We start from the raw sequence: 21,522 nt of genomic DNA, 5'->3' as shown, positions 1-21,522 counted from the left end.
AATGAATCGCTTTCTCTTAACCGCATTTTCTTTTCTCTTTTTTGCTGTTTCGTCCATTGCACAATCTTATTTCAATGACGGATTAAGTGCTGATTTTCACAGAGAAAGAAGACAGGAGCTGCGGGCACTGATGCCCAAAAATAGTGTTGCTGTCATCTTCACCAATCCTGTCAAAAACCGGTCAAATGACGTGGATTATATTTTTCATCCCAATACTGACTTTTTTTACTTGACCGGTTTTCGGGAGCCAAATTCTGTCTTGTTGATCTTTAGTGAAGCGAAGGATTTTGGCAGCATTTCTACGGATGAAATCATCTACGTTCAGCCTCGAGATCCGCAAGCCGAACAATGGAATGGAAAAAGACTCGGAGTAGATGGAGTTAAAGAAAATCTGGGCTTTGAGCAGGTTTTTCTTAACAGCGATTTCGGGAAGAAACCTGCTTTGGACCTCCAAAAGTTTGACAAGATTCTATCTTTCAACCTTGGCAAATCCCAGGAGGAAAGCAGTTCCAACACATCGATGCTGGAGATGATTGAAAAATTCAAATCGACGTCCAATTACCCCAAGGAAATTTCCGAAGTCACCATGGAAATGTACGACTTGATCTTGGCTACTGAAGTCGAAAACTCCGCAAACGTGGCCCAAGTCATCGGTCGGTACCAGCGAACCTACCCTGAAGTAAAAAAGGATCCGATTCTCAAAGACTTTGTCAATGCCGATTCACCGGAGAAAAGAATGGCCGTCAAGGCACAAATCCCTGATTCCAAAGTCAATTTCACAGCTTTGCCCAAAATGATGGATCAACTGCGCGAAGTGAAAACCGCCGAAGAAATCGTTTTGCTAAAAAAAGCCGTCAAAATATCTGCAATCGGGCAGATTGAAGTGATGAAAGCTGCAAAAGTCGGAATGTCGGAGCGGGAAGTGCAGGGAATCCATGAATTCATTTACAAGCGCTATGGTGCTGAAAGTGTCGGCTATCCGTCCATTGTTGGCGGCGGCAACAACGGTTGCATCCTCCACTACATCGAAAATGACCTGAAGAGTATCGATCAGCGGCTTTTGCTGATGGATCTCGGCGCCGAATGGAAAGGATACACCGCAGACGTCACCCGTACTATCCCAATCAGCGGCAAATTCAACGAGGAAGAAAAAGCGATCTACGAACTCGTACTTAAATCCCAAGAAGCTGGCATTGCCCTTTGCAAAGTCGGAACTGACTTTTCGGAAATCGGTCAGGTCACCCGACAGATTATAGATGAGGGACTGGCAGAACTGGGGATCATCAAGAAAGGGGAAAGGCATAACTATTTCCCGCATGGCACTTCACATCACCTGGGCCTGGATGTCCATGACCGGGGTGGATATGATGCGCTCAAAGCCGGGACAGTGCTTACTGTGGAACCGGGCATCTACATTCCAGAAGGAAGCAATTGTGATAAAAAATGGTGGGGAATCGCCGTCCGGATAGAAGACGACATTCTTGTTACAGCAAACGGCCCGGTAAATCTTTCTTCAGATGCCCCTAGAACTGTCGAAGGGATAGAGCTGATGATGAGAATACCGAGCGTTTTGGAAAATTGGGTGCTGCCGGAATTGGATTAAAAGTCAGTGAAATCTGGATGATCTGAGAATTTTCTAGGTTTGTGGAAAAACCTCAGACCATTTTTTTGCCCTTCTTTCCAATTCTTTTCTAGCTTTAAGCAATGCAAAAATCGACCATCCACCGACTTTTCGGCCTGTTTATCTTTGGATTCGGCCTGCTTTCCACATTTCAAACCAGTTTTGCCCAGGGGGCATACATACCCTACGATCGGGAATATTATCACAAAGTAGACCGCTACGAAATCCTTCAGGGGAGAAACAATCCTTTTTTCAACAGCGGCTACAAACCTTACCGAAGGGATATTCTAGCCAACTATTTGGACAGCCTTGCGGAAAATCCTGAGGTAATCCAATCCAAAGCGGATCGGTTCAACCTCGATTTCCTGAGTCAGGACAACTGGGAATTTTCCGAAAGGGAAATCCCCGAATCCAAAAAACCCTTTCTCAAATCCCTCTACCGAAGACCTGGGGATTTTGCACATTATGAGGGAGAGGATTTTGGAATCCACCTCAGTCCTGTGATTTATCTCAGCGGAGGAACGGAAACTGACCAAGAACGAAACCCCGCCCGACTAGCTCGAGGTTTGGTGGTAAGAGGATCAGTAGATAAAAAAGTTGGGTTTTATACCTACCTCACTACTTCCGAGGTTTTTTTTCCAAGCTGGGTAAAAGACTACGCCGAATATAATGGAGCTGTACCGGGAGAAGGATTTTGGAAAGAATATGAGGAGGACGGCTACAGTTATTTCTCTGCTCTCGGGCACGTGTCTTTTCAGATCACCAAGCACATCGAGATCCAAGTAGGACATGACCGAAATTTCGCAGGTGAAGGCTATCGTTCCTTTCAGATTTCTGATTTTTCCAATCCTTATATGTTTGTCAAGTTCAACACCAAAGTCTGGAAGTTTCAGTTGACAAACCTTTGGACCCAAATGACTGCAGATGTTTTTTACGATCGGGGCAGACCCACTGACGGGCGCTATCCTCAAAAGTATTTTGCCTACAACCGATTGGGATTCAATGTGGGAAAAAACCTGAACCTGGGCTTTTTCTCTTCGATCATGACAGACAAGATCAATTTCAATTACTTCAACCCATTCATATTCCTTCGCTGGGTGGAGCAGCAGCAAGGAACTCCGGACAAAGTTATGCTGGGCTTTGACGGAAAATGGATTTTTGTACCGGGCATGGAATTGTACGGTCAGTTTGCCATAGGCGAATTTGTCTTCAATGAGTTTTTTGAAATAGACGGTGAGGGATCTAAGCGGAACAAATACGGGGTACAAATGGGCTACAAATACATCAATGTTCTTGGCTTGAAAAACCTGGATTTCCAATTGGAATGGAATCAGGCAAGACCTTACACCTTCCAGGAAAAAGTCGATTACCAGTCCTATTCCAACTGGAGAACACCACTCACCCATCCCCGAGGCGCCAATTTCAGAGAATTTGTAAGTATTATTAGATACCAACCTCTTCCTAGATTGGATCTGAATCTCACCGGTTTTTACCAGTATTTTGGAGCAGATGAAAGTCCTGAAGTCAACTGGGGAGGAGATGTCCTCAAAAACCGGTTGGAGGGAAGTCCGACTGGGCTGTATGACAATTACATCGGTCAGGGAGTTGAAAACAAGGTGATTCAAACCAACCTGACGGCCTCGTATATGCTCAAGCACAATTTCTTCGTGGACGCATCCCATACGTTCAGACGGAGAACTGCCCAGGATCTAGACGCACCTGTGAGCAGCAATTACATGCAAGTGGCCTTTCGATGGAACTTTGTGCGGCCTGATTTCAACTATTGACAAAAACCTGTGCAATCAATTTTGCGTAACTTGCAGGCTGATTCCCACCAATTCATTTGATGAAAACCTACCTGCGAATTCTGTCCTATGCACGCCCGTTTGGCAGATTCGTACCCACATACATCCTTTACACCCTGTTTTCCATCATTTTTGGGTTGATCAATTTCACTCTTCTCAAGCCACTTTTTGATGTGATTTTTGAGCAGGTGGAGCCCGTGACTTTGGAGAAATTCAGAACACTACCTCCTTTCTCTTTTTCGATTGAGTACTTTACCGGACTATTCAACCATCAGTTTCTGACCGTTCAGGATGACTATGGAAAGATGGGAACGCTGGTTTTTGTCTGTATTATCATCGTCTTTTCTGTCTTCCTATCCAACCTATTTACTTATTTGTCGGGAGTTGTCTTGGCAAAAGTCCGCGCCACGGTGATCAAGGGAATGCGGATGGATATTTTTGAAAAAGTCGGCGCATTGCATATCGGCTACTTTTCCAACGAGCGCAAAGGAGACCTGATGTCCAAGATGACCAATGATGTGCAAGAGGTGGAAAACACGATTGTACAATCTCTTCGTGTCGTATTCAGGGAACCGCTGACCATAATTTTATACTTCGCCGTTCTGTTTTTCATGTCGGTCAAACTGACTCTTTTTACGATTTTGATTATTCCCATTTCGGGAGCGATAATCGGAGGAATTACCCGAAGATTGAAAAAAAGAGCGGTTCAAAGTCAGCAATCTCTTGGGCGGATTGTCAACATTCTGGATGAAACTTTGGGAGGAATGAGGGTGATCAAAGCCTTCAATGCCGAGCGGTTTATCGGAAAAAAATTCGACATGGAAACTGACTATTATTCCCATGTGAATGTGAGTATGGCTCGAAAAAACGAGTTGGCCTCCCCAATTTCCCAGTTTTTGGGAGTGAGTGTGGTAGCAGGAATTCTCGTCTACGGTGGCAGTTTGGTGCTGAGCGGTGAGTCGGACTTGGGCGCTTCTGACTTTATCACTTACATCATCATCTTCACTCAGGTGCTCAATCCCGCCAAGGAAATCTCTCGGGCAGTATCAAGTATCCAGCGTGGAATTGCTTCGGCCGAGCGGATTTTTGAAGTGGTAGACACCAAAAGCAATATCATTTCGCCCGCTAATCCGAAGAAAATCACAGGTTTTCAAAACGCCATTGAATTCAGCAAAGTATCCTTTGCCTATGAGGATAAGCTGGTATTGAAGGACGTTAATTTCAGACTTGAAAGAGGAAAAACCATTGCTTTGGTAGGACCTTCCGGAGGCGGCAAATCAACCTTGGCAGATTTGGTTCCGAGATTTTATGATCCTACTTCGGGATCGATTCTGTTAGATGGGACAGACATCCGGGATTTTTCTCCCTCAGATTTAAGAAGCCTGATGGGAATCGTTACGCAGGAATCGATCCTTTTCAATGACACGGTTTTCAACAATATCGCTTTTGGTATTGAAAATGCCACCGAGGACCAAGTCATCGAAGCCGCGAAAATTGCAAACGCTCACAGCTTCATTTCCCAATTGGAAAAAGGCTATCAGACCTCAATCGGAGAGCGCGGATCCAAGCTTTCTGGAGGGCAAAGACAACGATTGAGTATTGCCCGGGCGGTTTTGAAAAATCCTCCGATATTGATTTTGGATGAAGCGACATCGGCTTTGGACTCCGAGTCAGAACTTTTGGTCCAGGAAGCTTTGACCAAGCTTATGACCAACCGAACGACTTTGGTGATTGCGCATCGACTCAGCACCATTCAGCATGCAGATGAAATTTTAGTCATCGAAAAGGGCCAAATCGTTCAAAGAGGTTCCCATTCAGACCTGATGGCAATCGAAGGACTTTATCAGAAACTATCGAGTATTCAGTCGGTTTGATTAAATTAGGAAAACACTATTTGACGAAACCATGAAAAAAATAGCGCAATTCCTTCAACTGGCAGTCTTGATCTACTTCCTGTTGTTCTTAATCTTTTTCTTTTCATTCAACGTTTTGGGATCAACCTTTGGAATGGATCCTCTGACTCCGGAATCCATGGTGAAAGTCTTTCTGACTGGGTTTATTTTGTTTTTGGCAGCATACGGTGCAAGTATGATTCAAGCCAGAAATGTGAATGACCAGATTAGGAAAATGCAGGCAGAAATGAATGAACTGAAGGCAAAACTTTACGACTTTGAGCATCCGAAAGTCGTCCAGCCGACCAAATCAGTTCCACAAAAAAATCAGGAGGAAACCGGTGGAATCCTCCGTCCAAGGCAAAATTTCACGGATCAATAAAGATTTAATTTTCACAAACGAGTATATTGAGGAGACCAAACGTCTCCTTTTTTTATTTCCGCTATGGTAGCTAAAACTTTTGGAAGTGCCGTCTCCGGGGTAGACGCCAATCTGATCACCATCGAAGTCAATGTGGGTCAGGGCACCAGTTTCTACATGGTTGGGTTGCCGGATTCTGCAGTGAAAGAATCCCAACAGCGCGTAGAATCTGCACTTAAATACTTCAATTACCGAATGCCACGGCAAAAGGTCGTCATCAACCTTGCTCCGGCTGATGTACGAAAGGAAGGATCTGCTTATGATCTACCGATTGCAATGGGAATATTGCAGGCCTCAGAGCAGGTCATTTTCCCCGAACTTGACCGCTATGTAATTATGGGCGAGCTTTCCCTAGATGGAAATTTACGTCCGATCAAAGGGGTCCTGCCCATCGCGATCGAGGCCCGAAAGCGGGGATTCAAGGGATTTATTCTGCCATTGGAAAATGCTAAAGAAGCCTCCATCGTCAATAACATAGACATTATTGGAGTGGAAACCCTGGATCAGGCAGTGGATTTTCTTCAGGGAAATCTGGAAATCGAACCCTTGGTCACTGATACACGGGAGATCTTTTACCATTCTCTGGATGCAAATGAGTTTGATTTTGCCGATGTCCAAGGCCAGGAAAACATCAAACGCGCCATGGAAATCGCTGCCGCCGGAGGTCACAACGTGATCATGATCGGTCCTCCCGGAGCAGGCAAAACCATGTTGGCCAAGCGGCTTCCTTCCATTCTTCCTCCCCTTTCGCTCCAGGAAGCACTGGAAACTACCAAGATCCACTCAGTAGCGGGAAAGCTTGGAAAACACGCCTCACTTCTGGCCCAGCGGCCTTTTCGAAGTCCCCATCACACCATTTCAGATGTGGCATTGGTAGGTGGCGGAGGCAATCCCCAACCTGGAGAAATCTCCCTGGCACACAATGGTGTGCTTTTCTTGGATGAATTACCCGAATTCAAACGGACGGTTTTGGAAGTAATGCGCCAACCCTTGGAAGAGCGAAAAGTGACGATCTCCAGGGCAAAAATCTCTGTGGACTACCCGGCGAACTTTATGCTGATCGCCAGCATGAACCCATGTCCCTGTGGCTACTACAACCATCCGGAAAAGGAATGTGTCTGCGGGCCGGGCATTGTGCAGCGCTATCTGAATAAGGTCAGCGGGCCACTTCTTGACCGAATCGATCTCCATGTGGAAGTGACTCCTGTGAAGTTTGAGGAAATGACCTCCACCCGCAAAAGCGAAAACAGCAAATCCATCCGAGAGCGAGTGATTAAAGGCCGAGAAAGACAAGCAGAACGCTTCCAAAACAACCCTGAAGTCTTTTGCAATGCCATGATGCCATCTCACTTGGTCAAAGAAATCTGTCAGATCAACGAAGCCGGAAAAGCCCTGCTCAAAACGGCCATGGAGCGGCTTGGGCTGTCAGCCAGAGCATATGACCGGATTCTGAAAGTAGCCCGAACCATCGCCGATATCGCAGAAAGTGAGAACATCAAAGTCGAGCATTTAGCAGAGGCTATCCAGTACAGAAGCTTGGATAGAGAAGGATGGGCGGGGTGAGAATTTAGAAGGAAGAATTGGTAATGAATGACTTGACAATCGAAAACAGGATTTACACGATCAGGGGTGTTCAGGTGATGCTGGACAGTGATTTGGCGGAGCTCTATCAAGTAGAAACCAGAACAATTAACCAGGCTGTAAAGAGAAATTTGGAGCGATTTCCAGAAGATTTCAGTTTCCAGTTGACAATTAAAGAGGCTTATCATTTAAGGTCACAAAATGTGACCTTAAATGATAAGCCTCTTTCAAGATCACAAACTGTGATCTTGAAAGGAGAAAAACACAGTCGCGGAAAAAACATTAAATATTTGCCACACGCCTTCACCGAACAAGGGGTAGCTATGCTTTCAGCAGTTTTGAGAAGTGAAATAGCAGTTCAAGTCAGCATCCAAATCATCCAGGCATTTGTATCAATGCGGAAGTTCCTACTACAAAACGCCTCGGTTTTCCATCGATTAGATCAGTTGGAAATCAAGCAAATCCAAACCGAAGAAAAGATAGAACGGATTTTCAAAGCTATGGAAGCCGGACAACCCGAACCGGACAAAGGGATATTCTTTGATGGGCAGATTTTTGACGCCTATGCCTTTGTAGCCGGGCTGATCAAAAATGCCAAAAAGGAGATAATTCTAATTGACAACTATGTAGATGAATCAGTTTTGACTCTATTATCCAAACGGCATAAAGGGGTAAAAGCGATCATTTATACCAAGTCAATCACCAAGGCATTTCAATTGGATCTGGAAAAACACCATGCCCAATATCCAGAAATCGAGGTAAAATCTCTGGCCCAAAGCCATGACCGATTTCTGATCCTGGACAGGACAGAACTCTACCATATCGGAGCTTCACTGAAGGATCTCGGCAAGAAATGGTTCGCCTTTTCCCGGATGGACAGTATGGTCGGTATATTGATAAAGCAATTAAACCTCGATAAGCTCCAATATCCCTCTATTTGAAATCCACCTTGTATCATCTCGCTCTTATACCTGGATTTGGGGCTTCCTTTGCAAACTCGCCAAGTAAATATTTGATTACGAAAAAGCAAAAGCACCAAAATCCCCGAAATTACTATTCCACTCTTTGACAGACGGAAAAACAGATCGTCAATCTCTCAGTTTCTTTTAATAACATATCCGATGAAAAATCTTTCTCTTTCTCTGCTTTTCACTGCCCTGGCCTTTTCAGCCTCAGCCCAAGACCTAATTCCGGCCAAAGGCGGCGACATTAACATTCGGCCTATCCTCCACGGAACCTTGATTTTGGAATACAAGGGCATGACAATTTATGTTGACCCCTATGGCGGAGCTGCTAAATTTGTCGGGCAAAAACCTGCCGACTTGGTCCTGATCACCGATATCCACGGAGACCACCACAATCAGGAGACTTTGGACGGTTTGGATCTCAGCCAAGCGATCCTCGTAGCTCCTCAAGCCGTTGCGGATAAACTTCCTTCCGGAAAATACAAAGCCATCGAAATCCTGGGCAACGGACAAACCAAAACACTTTTGGAAGCCAAAATCGAAGCTATTCCGATGTATAACATCCCTGAAACTGCCGACAGTCGCCATCCCAAAGGGCGCGGAAACGGATATGTCGTCACATTGGGAGGAAAGCAGATTTACATTTCCGGAGACACCGAAGACATTCCGGAAATGAGGTCTCTGAAAAATGTGGATGTGGCCTTTGTCTGTATGAACCTGCCATTTACCATGGATGTGGAGCAGGCAGCAAGTGCTGTTTCGGAGTTTCAGCCAGGGATAGTTTATCCTTTTCATTACCGCGGTGGAGAGGGACTGAGCGATACGGAGAAGTTCAAACAATTGGTCAATGTCTCTGCTCCAAAAGTGGATGTAAGGTTAAGAAACTGGTATCCTGAAAATTAATCTTAATTCGAGAAACTAAAGAAAGGCAGACTCGGATCAAATTAGGTCAGCACTTTTAGTTCTTTGGATGGCCATTTCAAAATCATATTCACTGCCTTCCGCACACATTTCTACCTCAAATGTCAACTTCCTGTTTCGTAGGGCGTCCTTGAGCATTTGATCGATTTGTTCGTCAGAGCGGGTAGGTTCGTGATGAAATACTGCCAGTTTTTTGACCTTACAGATTTCTGCAAAGGCAATAGCATCCCTCACCGAACTGTGCCCCCAACCGATTTTTCCAGAATATTCCTTAGCCGTATAGCTTCCGTCATGAAACAAAATGTCAGCAGATTTGGCAATTTCAAAACCCGAAGTCCATTCGGGATCATTGGGAAAATCGAAGGATCCTAGCTGAAGCTCATGGTCAGGCAGGTAAGCCAAGACAGCACCATCTGCCGTCAATCGATAGCCCAAAGTGGGATCAGGATGGCAAATATATTCGCTGTGGATCTTGACTTCACCGATCATAAAATCCTCGTTGCTCAATTCATGGATGATGGGATGATTGGGTAATTCGTTCATCCGGACAGGAAACAAGGGCGGGGAAAAATAGCTTCTGATCCGGTTGAGTAGAGGTTCACAGGCTGAGGAAGGCCCCCATAAATGGACTTTCACTTGGGGATTGTAGAGTGGGAGAAAAAATCCCAAACCCATGGTGTGATCGATGTGGAGATGGGTTAGCAGAATGTGGATTTCCTGGATGTTGGGACTTAGAAATTTTCCAAGCCTCTGGATGCCGGATCCGGCATCGAGGATAATGCAAGTATCTCCATGCGTCACCTGAATACAGGAAGTATTGCCTCCGTATTGGTAATTTTCCGGTCCGGGAGCTGGTAAGGATCCACGGCATCCCCAAATCTTAGCTTTCATGTCGCAGATTTCCAAAACATGGCAATTGCACCCAGATACCTGTTTGGCCTTCCTTCTACCGGAAAGGACGAAACCGTGATCTTAATCCGCTCCCCTTTGATATTGTCAATGTAAAACGAGCCGTTTGCAGGTCGCCGGGAGGTCAGTGTCTGTACCAAAGGAAGTTCCTCCGGTGCAAGCAGATTACCTTCACTGTCGGTAGGTTTGAAAACAGTGGTCCATTCCTCCACTCTCATTCCACCTGTGTCTGTAAACTTCAATCCGAAAATGCCCTCCGCTGCTTCATTGTAAAACAGGAGGTTTCCCTCTGGATCAACCAAAAAAAACGGAATGCACAGGCAATCACCAAACTGTCTGGCCAAAATTAATTCTAAGGGCTGTGCTGGCATGCTAGCAAGGGTCTATTCAAAAGTTCTGAGAAGTTAAGTAATTTTCAGTATTGCCAGAACTATCTACTACTCTTTTATAAAAGACCTAGACAATATTTTTCAATTCTGAGGTTCTTTAGCATTAAATCCTGTCCAGAAAGAACTATTCCTCCAATTCGCCAGCGCTTAGCAAATGTTGGAACTTAATTCAATGACCATTTTCTTTTAATCCCCATGTAGAAAAGACATGAGTTGGACGGCTATCCAGGATCGAGGGGATTTATTGAACAGCAAAAGTTCACTTTTGGCTGCCGGATTGTCGATTTGGATTGTGAACTACAGGGTCTTTACTGTTTTCAGCATGCGTTTCTTTTTAGAAAAAAATCTCCTTGGTAAAATTCAATTAATCTAGTTAGCAAATTGGGAATTTCTCAGAGCTCACCTAAAAAAAGAATAAATACATTGCTTTATAAAACTCGCTTTAAGTTCCCAAAGATACCCCCATCACTCATGTACAAAATATTCCTAATCCTGGCATTCTTTCTTTTAGCTTCGCCCAAGCTATTTGCCCAAAATCAGGAGAATAAGCTGCTGATAGAAGAATACCTACGCCAAAGTGAAAGTCGGAAAAAGACTGGGATTACCATGATGGTGATCGGAGCCGGTACCGCAGGCTTGGGATTAATTTTAGCAGCTGCCTCGAACGATTGGTATAGCACCGCATTTGGAGGAGGGGTAATCGCTTTTGGGTTAGGCTCTACTGCAACCATAATTAGCATTCCTATAATCATCAGCTCAGCCTCAAGTGCAAGAAAAGCAGCACAATTAAGTATCGGAGCAAACTCGGTGCAAGTGATCAAGCCAAATGGACCATCCGCAAACGTTTATCCAGCCTTGAACTTTTCTATTCCACTCAATCCCTCAAAGCAATGAAAAATCTCCTTTTCACAATCCTCCTGTTTGGGTTAATTTTTCAAGCGCAATCGCAAACAAAGAACTTAGCAACCACACCCTCTGAATTATTAAAAAAGAGTAACAATCAATACAAAACAGGATTGATCCTTATCGGGTCAGGCACTGCATTTCTCTTGACCGCTATCGCTATGCCACCTACCTATAGTGACTATGATGGATCAAGCAACCATACCGTTAAATCAATTTTAAGCTTGACTGGGGCGATTTCGATTATTGTCAGTGTCCCCGTGTTCTTAAGTGCTGGACAGAATGGGAGATTGGCAGCTCGACTTTCTTTAGAAAATCAAGCTCTAAATCAGCCAATTTCATTCCCAGGTCATCCAAAAAGCATGACAGCATTAAGCCTGAAAATCCCCATTTGAGGATTTTCAGACCTTATTTCGACTCTATTTTTTCAACTTTTCAAAAAGCCAATTATCAGATTTGACACCTTGCTCAGGATAGGTCCAATGACCTGTCTCAGGAATTATAAATACTTCTTTGGGAGCCTTGATTTGATTATAAGCTGAATAATATGAAGTCGGAGGGCAGGTGTCGTCATTAAATCCCCAAGAGTAGAAACCCGGTGTTTTCAATATCCTCGCAAAATTCACCACATCATAATACCCAATTGTTTCAATCGCATCGGGATAATTGAAATATTCAAGGTTATTGCCTGCGAAAATATGAGGCCATCCTCCTGCCCTTCCATTCAGGTAGCCAGTCATATCGCTCATGGCAGGATACATGGATGCCAAATATTTAATTCTCGGATCCAAGGCAGCCGTAATGATTGAAAGTGCTCCACCTTGACTTCCACCTTGAATCCCAAGATTTTGTCCGTCAAACTCCGGTAAGGAAGCCAAAAAGTCAACTGCTCTGATGCATCCCAAATAAACCCGCTTGTAATAGTACAGGTCCTTGTCCGAAACATTAAAATTCCAGTATCCATTTAAGGCTCCACTCGACAAATTGGCATAAACTTCCGGGGCCATATCTATCGGAATGCCGTGAATGCCAATTTGCAAAGTAATCGCACCTCTTGCGGCTTTGCCCAAATCACCTGAATATGGGCGGATTCCTGCTCCAGGAACCAACAAAATGGCAGGGTATTTTTCACCTCCTTTTGGCACAGTCAAAACTCCGTAAATCCTGCTGTTTCTGATATTTTGGAAATTCACGTGGTAAACATCTACCGATTCCGTACTTCTTTCTGGAACATGGATCATTTTAGTATCCATCGGGATTTTTGCAAGTTCTGCTTTTCCTTCCTCCCAAAAAGCTTCAAAATCCGCAGGCATTTCGACTGTTGGCTGGATCTTTTCAGGCTCAAAAGCTGCGGTTCCCAATCCGCGGTATTCTTTCCCATCAATCGTAGCAAACACCTCACACCTGAGAAATCCCGGTGTTTTCATTCCGGAGGCAGAAATTGTAGCCTTTCCATCCTTCAGCTCCAAAGGACCCTCTAGGATTGGTTCCATCTTTTCCTCCTTGACGAAATACCTGACATTCTCCACTGCAACAGGTCGTCCGGATTGGGTGACCGAAACGATAAATTCAACCTCCTCTCCGACTTCATAGACCCAATTCGGCTTATTCGGTGAAACAGAAATTTCCAGGTATTGCCTCGGAATTTGAGCAAAAGACAGCTCTGCAAAGCTGACAAAGAAAATAAGCAACCCTAGGAAAAAGAGGCTTTTGGAGGGTCTGGAGGGAAGATTGGCCATATGGGTTTTTGTGAAAAAGGGTTATATGATTGGTTAGGTTTAATTACGTAGAAAGAGATTCAACTCTAATCGCCGAAACAAATTCCAAGTCCTTTGGCAGCTTGGACCAAAGTCCCCTGAGGATCAACAAAATTGTAAGCGCTGATCGCTTCTTTGATCGGAACAGAAGTGTAATCGTTGTTTTTGAGGACAACTAAATGTCCAAATTTTTCCTCTAGGATCAGTTCCATCGCTTTCACTCCAAAAACCGATGCAATGACCCTGTCAAATGCAACCGGAGTTCCGCCTCTCTGCGTATGTCCGAGAACCGTTTCCCGAATATCGGCTTCAATTCCGGCATCTTTTAACTGCTGGCTTAAGGTAAAACATACACCACCCAAACGAACGGCATGCCTGCCCTCTTCACCTTTGGTCGAGGTGATAGTCCCGTCTTTTGCCTTCGCTCCCTCTGCAATCACGATATTGGCAAAGCCTCGACCATCCTTATATCTGCCTTTCAGTTTTTCCACAACTACCTTAAGATCATAAGGAATCTCGGGAATCAGGCAAATCTCTGCTCCTCCGGAAATGGCTGTATACAATGCAATCCAGCCAGCATCCCGACCCATTACTTCCATGATCATCACGCGGTGATGGCTGCTGGCAGTCGTCACAAGACGGTCAAAAGAATCGGAAGCAGTTTGCACGGCTGTCTGAAAACCGAATGTAAAATCAGTGGAATTAAGGTCGTTGTCGATTGTCTTTGGCACACCGACTACAGGCATCCCCGCCTCAAACATGGCCTGGGAAATTGCTTGAGACCCGTCCCCACCGATGTTAATGACAGCATCAAAACCTTTCGCCTTTAATCGGTCGACCAGCCAGGGAATTCGATTGACAGATTTCACCGTGCCGTCAGGCTGTTTTTCAGGGAAATTCATCGGATTGCCTTTGTTCGTGGTGCCCAGGATGGTTCCTCCTCTGACATGAATTCCCGAAACAGTCTTTTCATCCAATCTGATCAGTCGAGTCGGCTCTTCCATCAGTCCATTTAAGGCTTCAAAACTTCCCCAGACCTCCCAGTCTGCCTGTTTTGAGGCCCGTTTTACAATTCCCCGAATGACTGCATTGAGTCCGGGACAGTCTCCACCTCCAGTGGCAACCAATAGTTTCTTCATAGCACAATTAAACAGTTTGTCAGAATGCAGGCTTATTTTTTTGCAATGACCTGGAAAAATAAGGTAAGGAATATTTCAAGAATTTCAGTGTATCTTTTTACAGGCTATAGCCTAAAAAGTGACTATTCGAACAGAAATAAGCATTCTTTGGAAGAAGCAAATCAGCCAGTTCATTTTTCTTGATAAAAACCACATGAAAGGAGACGAAAATCCAACAGCCAAGGCACTGAAAAAAATGAGTGACGAAGAGCTAATCAAGCGCGCAAAAAAATTCTCCAACCGGTACTGCGTCGGCGACGGAAAGGACTTCAAACTCAAAAATTTTTCCACAACTCCAAAAAAAACGTTTGGTCCGGAAGATAAATCGACGTTCAAGGAAGCCCTGGAGCAGGGCATAGATGCGCTTGCTGAGCTTCAGGAAGTGCTTTACGCTCAGGATAAGTGGGCGTTGTTGGTGATCTTCCAGGCGATGGATGCTGCCGGAAAAGACGGAGCCATCAAGCATGTCCTCTCAGGAATCAATCCTCAAGGCTGTCACGTCACCTCATTCAAAGCGCCAAATGCGGAAGAATTGGATCATGATTTTCTTTGGCGATGCATCAAGGAACTTCCAGAACGTGGGAAAATAGGAATCTTCAATCGCTCCTACTACGAGGAAGTACTGGTGGTGCGGGTACACGAAGGCATCCTGAAAAACCAAAAACTCCCCCAAAATCTCGTCACCAAGAAAATCTGGGAGGAGAGACTGGAAGACATTCAAAGTTTCGAAAAACATCTCCACCGAAACGGCACGAAAGTGATTAAGATCTTTCTCAACGTGTCCAAAGAAGAACAAAAGCAACGGTTCCTAGAGCGAATCAATGAACCTGACAAAAACTGGAAATTCAACTCTGGGGACATAGAGGAAAGAGGCTATTGGGACCAATACATGAAAGCCTATGAGGATGCAATCCGCAAAACCTCCACTAAAAATAGTCCTTGGTATGTTATCCCGGCAGATGACAAGCCTTACGCCAGGATCGCCGTAGCTTCGGCAATCATCCATGCCCTAGCTGAAATGGACCTAACCTTCCCTACCCTTTCACCAGACGAGGTAGGGAGACTCCAGGAGATGAAAAAGACCTTGTTGGAGGAAAAGCTGTAGCCAGTTTGCAGTCGGCAGGAGCAGCGAACGATTGGTTAACAGTCTTTCAAACGTATTGTCTCTGAATTTTTTGGTGGACTGTTATCTGTAGCCTGGTGACAAGAAAATCTATATATCAAACTTGATTCCCTGTGCCAAAGGCAAAGAAGTCGAGTAATTGATCGTATTGGTCTGGCGGCGCATGTAGGCTTTCCAGGAATCTGATCCTGATTCACGTCCTCCTCCGGTTTCTTTTTCCCCTCCAAATGCTCCCCCGATTTCTGCTCCGGATGTCCCGATATTGACATTGGCAATGCCACAGTCCGATCCTGAAGCGGATAAGAATGCTTCTGCTTCACGCATATTCGTTGTCATGATAGCAGAGGAAAGCCCCTGTGGAACGCCATTTTGCAAAGCGATGGCCTCAGCCAAGGTTTTAAATTTGATCAAATAAAGAACCGGTGCAAAAGTCTCATGCTGGACGATTTCATAATGATTTTCTGCCTCATAGATGGCAGGCTTTACATAGCATCCGGATTCGTATCCTATACCAGATAGAACTCCCCCGCCTACTACCTCTTTTCCACCTTCTGTTTTTACTTTTTCAATAGCCGCGAGATAATTTCTCACTGCATCTTGATCTATAAGCGGACCGACGTGGTTTTTCTCGTCCAGAGGATTTCCGATTATAAGTTTGGAGTAGGCTGATGCAAGTCTGGTTTTGACTTCTTCATAAACATTCTCCTGGATGATTAACCTCCTGGTTGTGGTACATCTTTGACCGCCTGTACCAACCGCTCCGAAAAGTGCTCCGCGGATCGCAATGTCCAAGTCTGCGTTTTCAGTGATGATGATGGCATTGTTTCCTCCAAGTTCGAGTAGTGATCTTCCCAGGCGTTCACCCACAGCTTTTCCCACCAGTTTCCCCATGCGGGTAGATCCTGTGGCAGAAACCAAAGGAACCCTTGGATCATGTGACATCAATTCCCCGATTTTATAATCCCCGATAATCAAATTGGAAATCCCCTCCGGCATGCCATGCTTGGCAAAAATTTTCCCCACAATATGTTGACAGGCAATTCCTGAAAGCGGGGCTTTCTCAGAAGGTTTCCAAACGCAGACATCCCCACAAACCCAAGCCAAGGCAGCATTCCAAGACCACACCGCTACCGGAAAATTGAACGCGGAAATAATCCCGACGATCCCCAATGGATGCCATTGCTCGTACATTCGGTGCCCAGGACGCTCTGAATGCATCGTCAGTCCATACAATTGACGGGAAAGTCCCACGGCAAAATCACAGATGTCGATCATTTCCTGAACTTCGCCAAGGCCTTCCTGGTAAGATTTTCCCATTTCGTAAGAAACGAGTTTACCCAAATCAGCTTTGACTTCGCGTAGTGCATTCCCGATTTCTCTTACAATTTCACCTCTTTGAGGCGCAGGAACGGTTCTCCATTTTTCAAAAGCCAAATGTGCCTGAGCAATAATGGTCTCATACGTGTCAGAATTCGCCAATTGGATTTTGGCTATCAGTTTGCCGTCAGCTGGAGAAAAGGAAGAAAGGAAATCTTCGCCGGAATCCATCCAATCCATCCCTGTTGAGGAGCCAAGGTTTTCAGGTTGAACTCCGATTTTTTGCAAGGATTCAAGGATACCAAATGCGTCAGTCATGGAAAAGGGGATTGATTGGAAAATCAAAGCTAAAAAATTATTGAAGGGAACAGAATAATCCGATCAATCCTTCATCCTGCTGATGATCTGGAGAGGATTAAACTTCGTGTAGGTTTTGGTCAGCTTTGGACCGGGGTTGATTTTATAGATCAAATTGAGCCGGTAGTTTCCAGTATTGACTGAATGGGAAATGTCCTGCTGCTTGGTGAGATCCAGTTGCTTATACACATAACTCACATTGATGGAAATCCGGTCTCCGTTATATCCGGCAAATCCTCTCAAAAAATACCCCGGCATTAGTTCAACGTTTTTGGTTTCCTTATCCTGATCTGCCTTGGAAATCCCCAAACCAAGGTTTCCTGATGCTGCTCCGGTGATGAAAAACCCTTTTCCAATCACCAAAGTCCCTGCAAATCCGGCATTGGGCCCCACCTGCCAGAAATCTCCACGGGAATAATTGCCCAAAATCGGCCCATCAGATTCAGGCAAAATCAAGGAATCTCCGCTGATTCTCACACGGTACGCTTCAAAACCTACCATAGGTGAAAAGGCTGATCGCTTCTGAATGGCAGATTGGTGAAATGCTGCCTCAAAAGAAAGCTTCTCTCCGTTGAAAAGATAACTGGCACTAGCACCCAGTTTTACTACCCGGATATCCTTTCGGAGGTAGTCTTCGCCTGGGTTATTAAAATCTTTGATGTAATACCCATTGTAAAACTGCCCAAACAAGTCAATTATCCAGCTGTTTGGATAAATATGGGATTGCAAGTCCAAGAAACTTGGCCATTCTTCTTTCCTGTCCGGGTTCAAAAATGAAACAGGAACACCGATGTTTAAGGTGAATTTTTGAAAAGTTACCCCGACCCCAAGGTTCAATCCGGTATTGGGTTCGTAAACTCCAATTTGATCTCCATAATTGATCTCGGTGTACTTCCTGGAGAAATAAGCCCTCAGGATCATCTTCTCCGGAGTATCCTTAATATAAGCAGTGTCAAGCCCTTTGGTTTGGGCTTTTACAAAGGCCGGAACCAACAAAAACAAAACAACCAGGAGGGTTAAGCTAAATGGCCTCATACAGAAATAATCTATTCGAATATTAACAAAAAGAACCCTGACTTTCGCCAGGGTTCCTTCAAAACTGTCAGAGTTCGAAAAATGGATTCTTTCGAATCTCATTTTTGAAAAAGAAGGATAGAGAAAAGTTGTTAATCACCGAGAATAAAATTATTTATAGATTTCGATTAATCAAATTTTTATTTGGATTTTAATCGTTTGATTGAAAAAAAAATATATTGATCAAAGGAAAATCCCAATTTGATATGCAGAAAATCACCTTAGAGTATACAGATACTTTTAAAAATGAAAATACCCCAATCATAGGCCAGTGTGGTAAAACCTGTCATTAATGAAGAAAAACTCTATGATTAAACTTCCTTTATTCTCTCAAATCATCACATCGCCCTTTTTTCAAATGTTATTGTGAACCTTGAATCGACTGATTCCTCAACTTCTATCGCAGACCAAATTCACCCATTCATCCCGAATTGAAAGTGATTTCTCCAACAAAAGTTAACTGCAATACAAATGGTTTCTTCAAGTCAGTTAATGAAGTTGCATTTGGCAATACTTCTGGAATCTTTGAATCCTGAAAAAAACGAGTAAAATACCGGGTGTTTTTTGGATCAAATCAGTTCAGGCCATTTTCTAATTTCTGCCAAAAGCAATCAAATTTATCTTCTGAGGATTTTTTAAAATCATTTTTCCTGTAAATGTAGTCCGGGGAATGTATTTTATTTTTGTTGTATTTTTGAAAAATTAATTTTCTGCCACCTCCTCACTCCACCAATCGTGCAAACCGCAAATTTGTCTTTCAAGCGAAAAATTCAAAATAAATGGAAAAAGTATCGCTTCCATTTGAGTGCGACACAAAGCCCGGTTTTTTTGGGTTTTTATAAATATTTGTACCGCCCGAAAAAGGGAAGCCTAAGTGAATTTCTTAGCGCTTACTCGCTTTCAAAAAAAGGAGATTTTACGGTAATACAGATCGGTGCCAATGATGGGATAAGTAATGATCCGATCCATAAGTTCATTAAGAGAGACAATTGGAATGGCGTGTTACTTGAGCCTCAAAAATTTGTATTCACTGAATTTACTCAGAAAATTTACGCTAAGAATGCCGGAATAAATGTCTTAAATGCGGCGATAGGAGCTGAGGATGGGATGCTTCAGATGTATAAAATTGGATTTTCTTCAACTCGATGGGCTACCGGCCTTTCTTCGTTTTCCAAAAACCAAGTACTCAAGGCATACGATAGCGGAATAGTAGCATACAATTGTAAAAAATACGGGGAAACGATTCCTACAGACAAATCAAAATGGATTAGTCAGGAGGAAGTAAGGGTAATCTCTCCTGAAAGTCTAATCCGGGAATTTAAAATTAAGAAAATCGATTTGCTTCAAATAGATGCAGAGGGTTTTGATTTGGAAGTGATTCGAATTTTTGACTTAAAAAAGCATCAACCTAAAGTCGTCGTATTTGAAAATGCGGGCTTGTCAGAGAGTGACTATCAACTCGCATTGAATATCCTAAAAGAGGCAGGCTACACCACAAAGAGATTCGGGGATAACGATCTAGCCATGAAAAACCCAACCAGTGGATTTGAAAAATTCTTTAAATAATGTCTGAATCTCTAGTTTCAGTTGTGATTCCGGTATACAACGGGGAAAAATATTTGAAGGAAACTGTTCTTTCCGCGCTCGCCTCACTCCACAAACCTCTCGAAATAATAGTTGTGGATGATGGATCAACGGACAGTTCATTGGCGATTGCATCCGGTCTAGCTGAAGATCATCCCGAAATAAAACTAATCAATCAATCAAATGCCGGTACATCGGCTGCGTTAAACGCTGGATGCAAGGCTGCAAAAGGAATCTATTTATTCCCACTCGGTGCAGATGATTTGATTTCTAAAAACTATTTGTCTGAAGCTGCAAAAGTTTTAGATCACCAGCCATCGGTGAAAGTAGTCTATTGTGAGGCTGAAAAATTTGGCGATTTTGGCACAAAACCTTGGAAGCTCAAGCCATTCAGCAGGAATCTACTTGCAAGAGATAATATGATTTTTGCCTGTTCCCTTTTTAGGAAATCTGATTGGGAAAAAGTGGGCGGCTTCTCAGAGGATATGAAAATGGGTCGTGAGGATTGGGAGTTTTGGATAAAAATATTAAAAGATGAAGGAGATGTCGTAAAACTCCCCTTTACCGGTTTTTTCTATCGAATCCATTCCGGAAGCAAGCGCAAGAAAACAGGTACCAATCAAAAAAAGCGTGAGCGAATCGCTTACCTGAATGCAAAACATAGTGATTTTTTTGAAAGAGAATTAAATGGTCCTCTGAGGTTTCAAAGAACCTGGTCAAAACCATACAATACCTTGCTGAAATGGCTTGGAAAGCTTTGATCAGATTTTATCCAACCCCTTCCAAAATTTCAAAAAGTAATACTTCAGCGGATTGCTGTATTTCAATTGTTTCCAGGGACGGCTGGCATGCGGACGGTGCCACACCGGGGCATCCATCAAGACCGCATTTTCAAAGCCTAACTCGATGGACTTTTTGGAAATGTATGTGTCGTACCAATCTTTAGCCTCATCCAAGCCTGTGAAATCGTAGCTTTTCAGAAAATCCAAAGTAAAAAGGGTACAGCAAAAACTCAGACTTCGCTGGGTCTGGATGACTGGTTCCTTTACCCCTTTGAATTTGAGATAGGGAAAATTTACCACTCCAGCTTCATCCACTGTAACTGATCCGATCAAACCGGGTTTTACCCCTTTGCTCTTGTAAGAAAGAAGACTGGAAATTGTGTCTGATTTGATAACCACATCCGATTCGATCACCAACAGTGGCAATCCTGCTTCCAAAGCCATCTTTTGGGAAATCTGCAAAACCAGTTTGTAATTGGGGGAAGGGTGATCAGTCAGCTCTTCGATATGAATCAATTCATAGCCGATTTTGGATTTGTTTTCCTCCAGGCGGGCTTTTGTTTCTTCTGTGCTGAAATCATTGAAAATCACATGTCGGACCGAAACGTCGGAAGAAGCGATAGCCCTTGCCGTATCCAAGGTCGTTTCGATGGAATTTTTCACCGGAGTGATGACAAGAACTTCAGCCATGAATTGAGATTTTGGTCAAAATTACTCCTTTCTGCCAAGGCAAAAAAGTCTGTCTAAAAAGACGGGGCAGCTTCTGTTCCATTTCCAAGCTTTTTGATTTGACTTAAGAAATATCTTCCCTTTTTCAACCATTGAGATTCTGTGTTTAAAGTCAAGAAGAAATAAGGATTTTCTTAAATTTCGATACTTAAGTCGGCATCAGCCAGACTGTGAAGGGGAGACGGACTTGTATCGTCTTCCCTTCTTTGTTCAA

The 21,522-nt window shown here is 43.9% G+C and carries 19 protein-coding genes; 12 read left to right on the top strand and 7 right to left on the bottom strand.

Annotated features, from left to right (window positions below):
* Window position 1: 1 nt before the first annotated feature.
* From B0E43_RS00710 to B0E43_RS00680, 7 genes are all read left to right on the top strand, one after another.
* The gene (locus B0E43_RS00710) at window positions 2-1,603 is read left to right on the top strand and encodes an aminopeptidase P family protein (RefSeq protein WP_077346149.1); all 1,602 of its coding nucleotides are present in this window, start codon (window positions 2-4) and stop codon (window positions 1,601-1,603) included.
* 101 nt (window positions 1,604-1,704) lie between these two features.
* Window positions 1,705-3,408 (top strand): hypothetical protein, encoded by a 1,704-nt coding sequence (locus tag B0E43_RS00705; protein ID WP_077346148.1) that lies wholly within the window; start codon window positions 1,705-1,707, stop codon window positions 3,406-3,408.
* Window positions 3,409-3,467: 59 nt separating this feature from the next.
* Window positions 3,468-5,300 carry an ABC transporter ATP-binding protein gene (locus B0E43_RS00700; RefSeq protein ID WP_077346147.1) on the top strand — a complete coding sequence of 611 codons (1,833 nt, stop codon included), beginning with the start codon at window positions 3,468-3,470 and terminating at the stop codon, window positions 5,298-5,300.
* A 31-nt stretch (window positions 5,301-5,331) separates the two neighbouring features.
* On the top strand, window positions 5,332-5,700 hold the full coding sequence (locus B0E43_RS00695) for a hypothetical protein (RefSeq protein WP_077346146.1): 369 nt from the start codon (window positions 5,332-5,334) through the stop codon (window positions 5,698-5,700).
* Between the two features lie 63 nt (window positions 5,701-5,763).
* Window positions 5,764-7,302, top strand: a complete 1,539-nt coding sequence (locus B0E43_RS00690) for a YifB family Mg chelatase-like AAA ATPase (RefSeq protein ID WP_077346145.1) — start codon at window positions 5,764-5,766, stop codon at window positions 7,300-7,302.
* A gap of 23 nt (window positions 7,303-7,325) precedes the next feature.
* A complete protein-coding gene (locus tag B0E43_RS00685; RefSeq protein WP_077346144.1) occupies window positions 7,326-8,261 on the top strand; it encodes an ORF6N domain-containing protein in 936 nt (311 codons plus the stop codon).
* 180 nt (window positions 8,262-8,441) lie between these two features.
* Window positions 8,442-9,188: an MBL fold metallo-hydrolase gene (locus B0E43_RS00680; protein ID WP_077346143.1), complete on the top strand. Its 747-nt coding sequence runs from the start codon at window positions 8,442-8,444 to the stop codon at window positions 9,186-9,188.
* A 36-nt stretch (window positions 9,189-9,224) separates the two neighbouring features.
* Here B0E43_RS00680 and B0E43_RS00675 read toward each other — a convergent pair whose 3' ends face one another.
* A complete protein-coding gene (locus B0E43_RS00675; protein WP_077346142.1) occupies window positions 9,225-10,097 on the bottom strand; it encodes an MBL fold metallo-hydrolase in 873 nt (290 codons plus the stop codon).
* A complete protein-coding gene (locus B0E43_RS00670; RefSeq protein WP_077346141.1) occupies window positions 10,094-10,486 on the bottom strand; it encodes a PAS domain-containing protein in 393 nt (130 codons plus the stop codon). The genes B0E43_RS00675 and B0E43_RS00670 overlap by 4 nt, the downstream gene beginning before the upstream one ends.
* Before the next feature lie 489 nt (window positions 10,487-10,975).
* On the opposite strand from B0E43_RS00670, the gene B0E43_RS00665 reads away from it, so the two are divergent.
* Both B0E43_RS00665 and B0E43_RS00660 read left to right on the top strand, forming a co-directional pair.
* Complete coding sequence (locus B0E43_RS00665) at window positions 10,976-11,398, top strand: hypothetical protein (protein ID WP_077346140.1); 423 nt, start codon at window positions 10,976-10,978, stop codon at window positions 11,396-11,398.
* Window positions 11,395-11,802 (top strand): hypothetical protein, encoded by a 408-nt coding sequence (locus B0E43_RS00660; RefSeq protein WP_077346139.1) that lies wholly within the window; start codon window positions 11,395-11,397, stop codon window positions 11,800-11,802. The genes B0E43_RS00665 and B0E43_RS00660 overlap by 4 nt, the downstream gene beginning before the upstream one ends.
* A 24-nt stretch (window positions 11,803-11,826) precedes the next feature.
* Here the strand turns inward: B0E43_RS00660 and B0E43_RS00655 are convergent, their stop codons facing one another.
* Both B0E43_RS00655 and B0E43_RS00650 read right to left on the bottom strand, forming a co-directional pair.
* On the bottom strand, window positions 11,827-13,146 hold the full coding sequence (locus B0E43_RS00655) for an acetylxylan esterase (RefSeq protein WP_077346138.1): 1,320 nt from the start codon (window positions 13,144-13,146) through the stop codon (window positions 11,827-11,829).
* A 65-nt stretch (window positions 13,147-13,211) separates the two neighbouring features.
* Window positions 13,212-14,303 (bottom strand): 6-phosphofructokinase, encoded by a 1,092-nt coding sequence (locus tag B0E43_RS00650; protein ID WP_077346137.1) that lies wholly within the window; start codon window positions 14,301-14,303, stop codon window positions 13,212-13,214.
* Between the two features lie 193 nt (window positions 14,304-14,496).
* Here B0E43_RS00650 and B0E43_RS00645 point away from each other — a divergent pair, with 193 nt between their 5' ends.
* Window positions 14,497-15,447, top strand: coding sequence for a polyphosphate kinase 2 family protein (locus tag B0E43_RS00645; RefSeq protein WP_217349126.1), 951 nt, complete (start codon window positions 14,497-14,499; stop codon window positions 15,445-15,447).
* Between the two features lie 108 nt (window positions 15,448-15,555).
* On the opposite strand, the gene B0E43_RS00640 is transcribed toward B0E43_RS00645, so the two are convergent.
* Both B0E43_RS00640 and B0E43_RS00635 read right to left on the bottom strand, forming a co-directional pair.
* Window positions 15,556-17,100: an aldehyde dehydrogenase family protein gene (locus B0E43_RS00640; protein ID WP_077346136.1), complete on the bottom strand. Its 1,545-nt coding sequence runs from the start codon at window positions 17,098-17,100 to the stop codon at window positions 15,556-15,558.
* A gap of 63 nt (window positions 17,101-17,163) precedes the next feature.
* Window positions 17,164-18,174, bottom strand: coding sequence for a DUF4421 domain-containing protein (locus B0E43_RS00635; protein WP_168171871.1), 1,011 nt, complete (start codon window positions 18,172-18,174; stop codon window positions 17,164-17,166).
* A gap of 774 nt (window positions 18,175-18,948) precedes the next feature.
* Between B0E43_RS00635 and B0E43_RS00630 the strand changes: the two genes are divergently transcribed.
* Window positions 18,949-19,779: an FkbM family methyltransferase gene (locus tag B0E43_RS00630; RefSeq protein ID WP_254423332.1), complete on the top strand. Its 831-nt coding sequence runs from the start codon at window positions 18,949-18,951 to the stop codon at window positions 19,777-19,779.
* A complete protein-coding gene (locus B0E43_RS00625; protein ID WP_077346133.1) occupies window positions 19,779-20,558 on the top strand; it encodes a glycosyltransferase family A protein in 780 nt (259 codons plus the stop codon). The genes B0E43_RS00630 and B0E43_RS00625 overlap by 1 nt, the downstream gene beginning before the upstream one ends.
* On the opposite strand, the gene B0E43_RS00620 is transcribed toward B0E43_RS00625, so the two are convergent.
* Window positions 20,559-21,269 carry a family 2 glycosyl transferase gene (locus B0E43_RS00620; RefSeq protein WP_077346132.1) on the bottom strand — a complete coding sequence of 237 codons (711 nt, stop codon included), beginning with the start codon at window positions 21,267-21,269 and terminating at the stop codon, window positions 20,559-20,561.
* Window positions 21,270-21,522: the final 253 nt, after the last annotated feature.

This window comes from Algoriphagus sp. A40, assembly GCF_002002735.1.
Taxonomy (GTDB): domain Bacteria; phylum Bacteroidota; class Bacteroidia; order Cytophagales; family Cyclobacteriaceae; genus Algoriphagus.
Note: the sequence above shows the minus strand (reverse complement) of the source record. Positions and strands in the feature narration are given on the sequence as shown.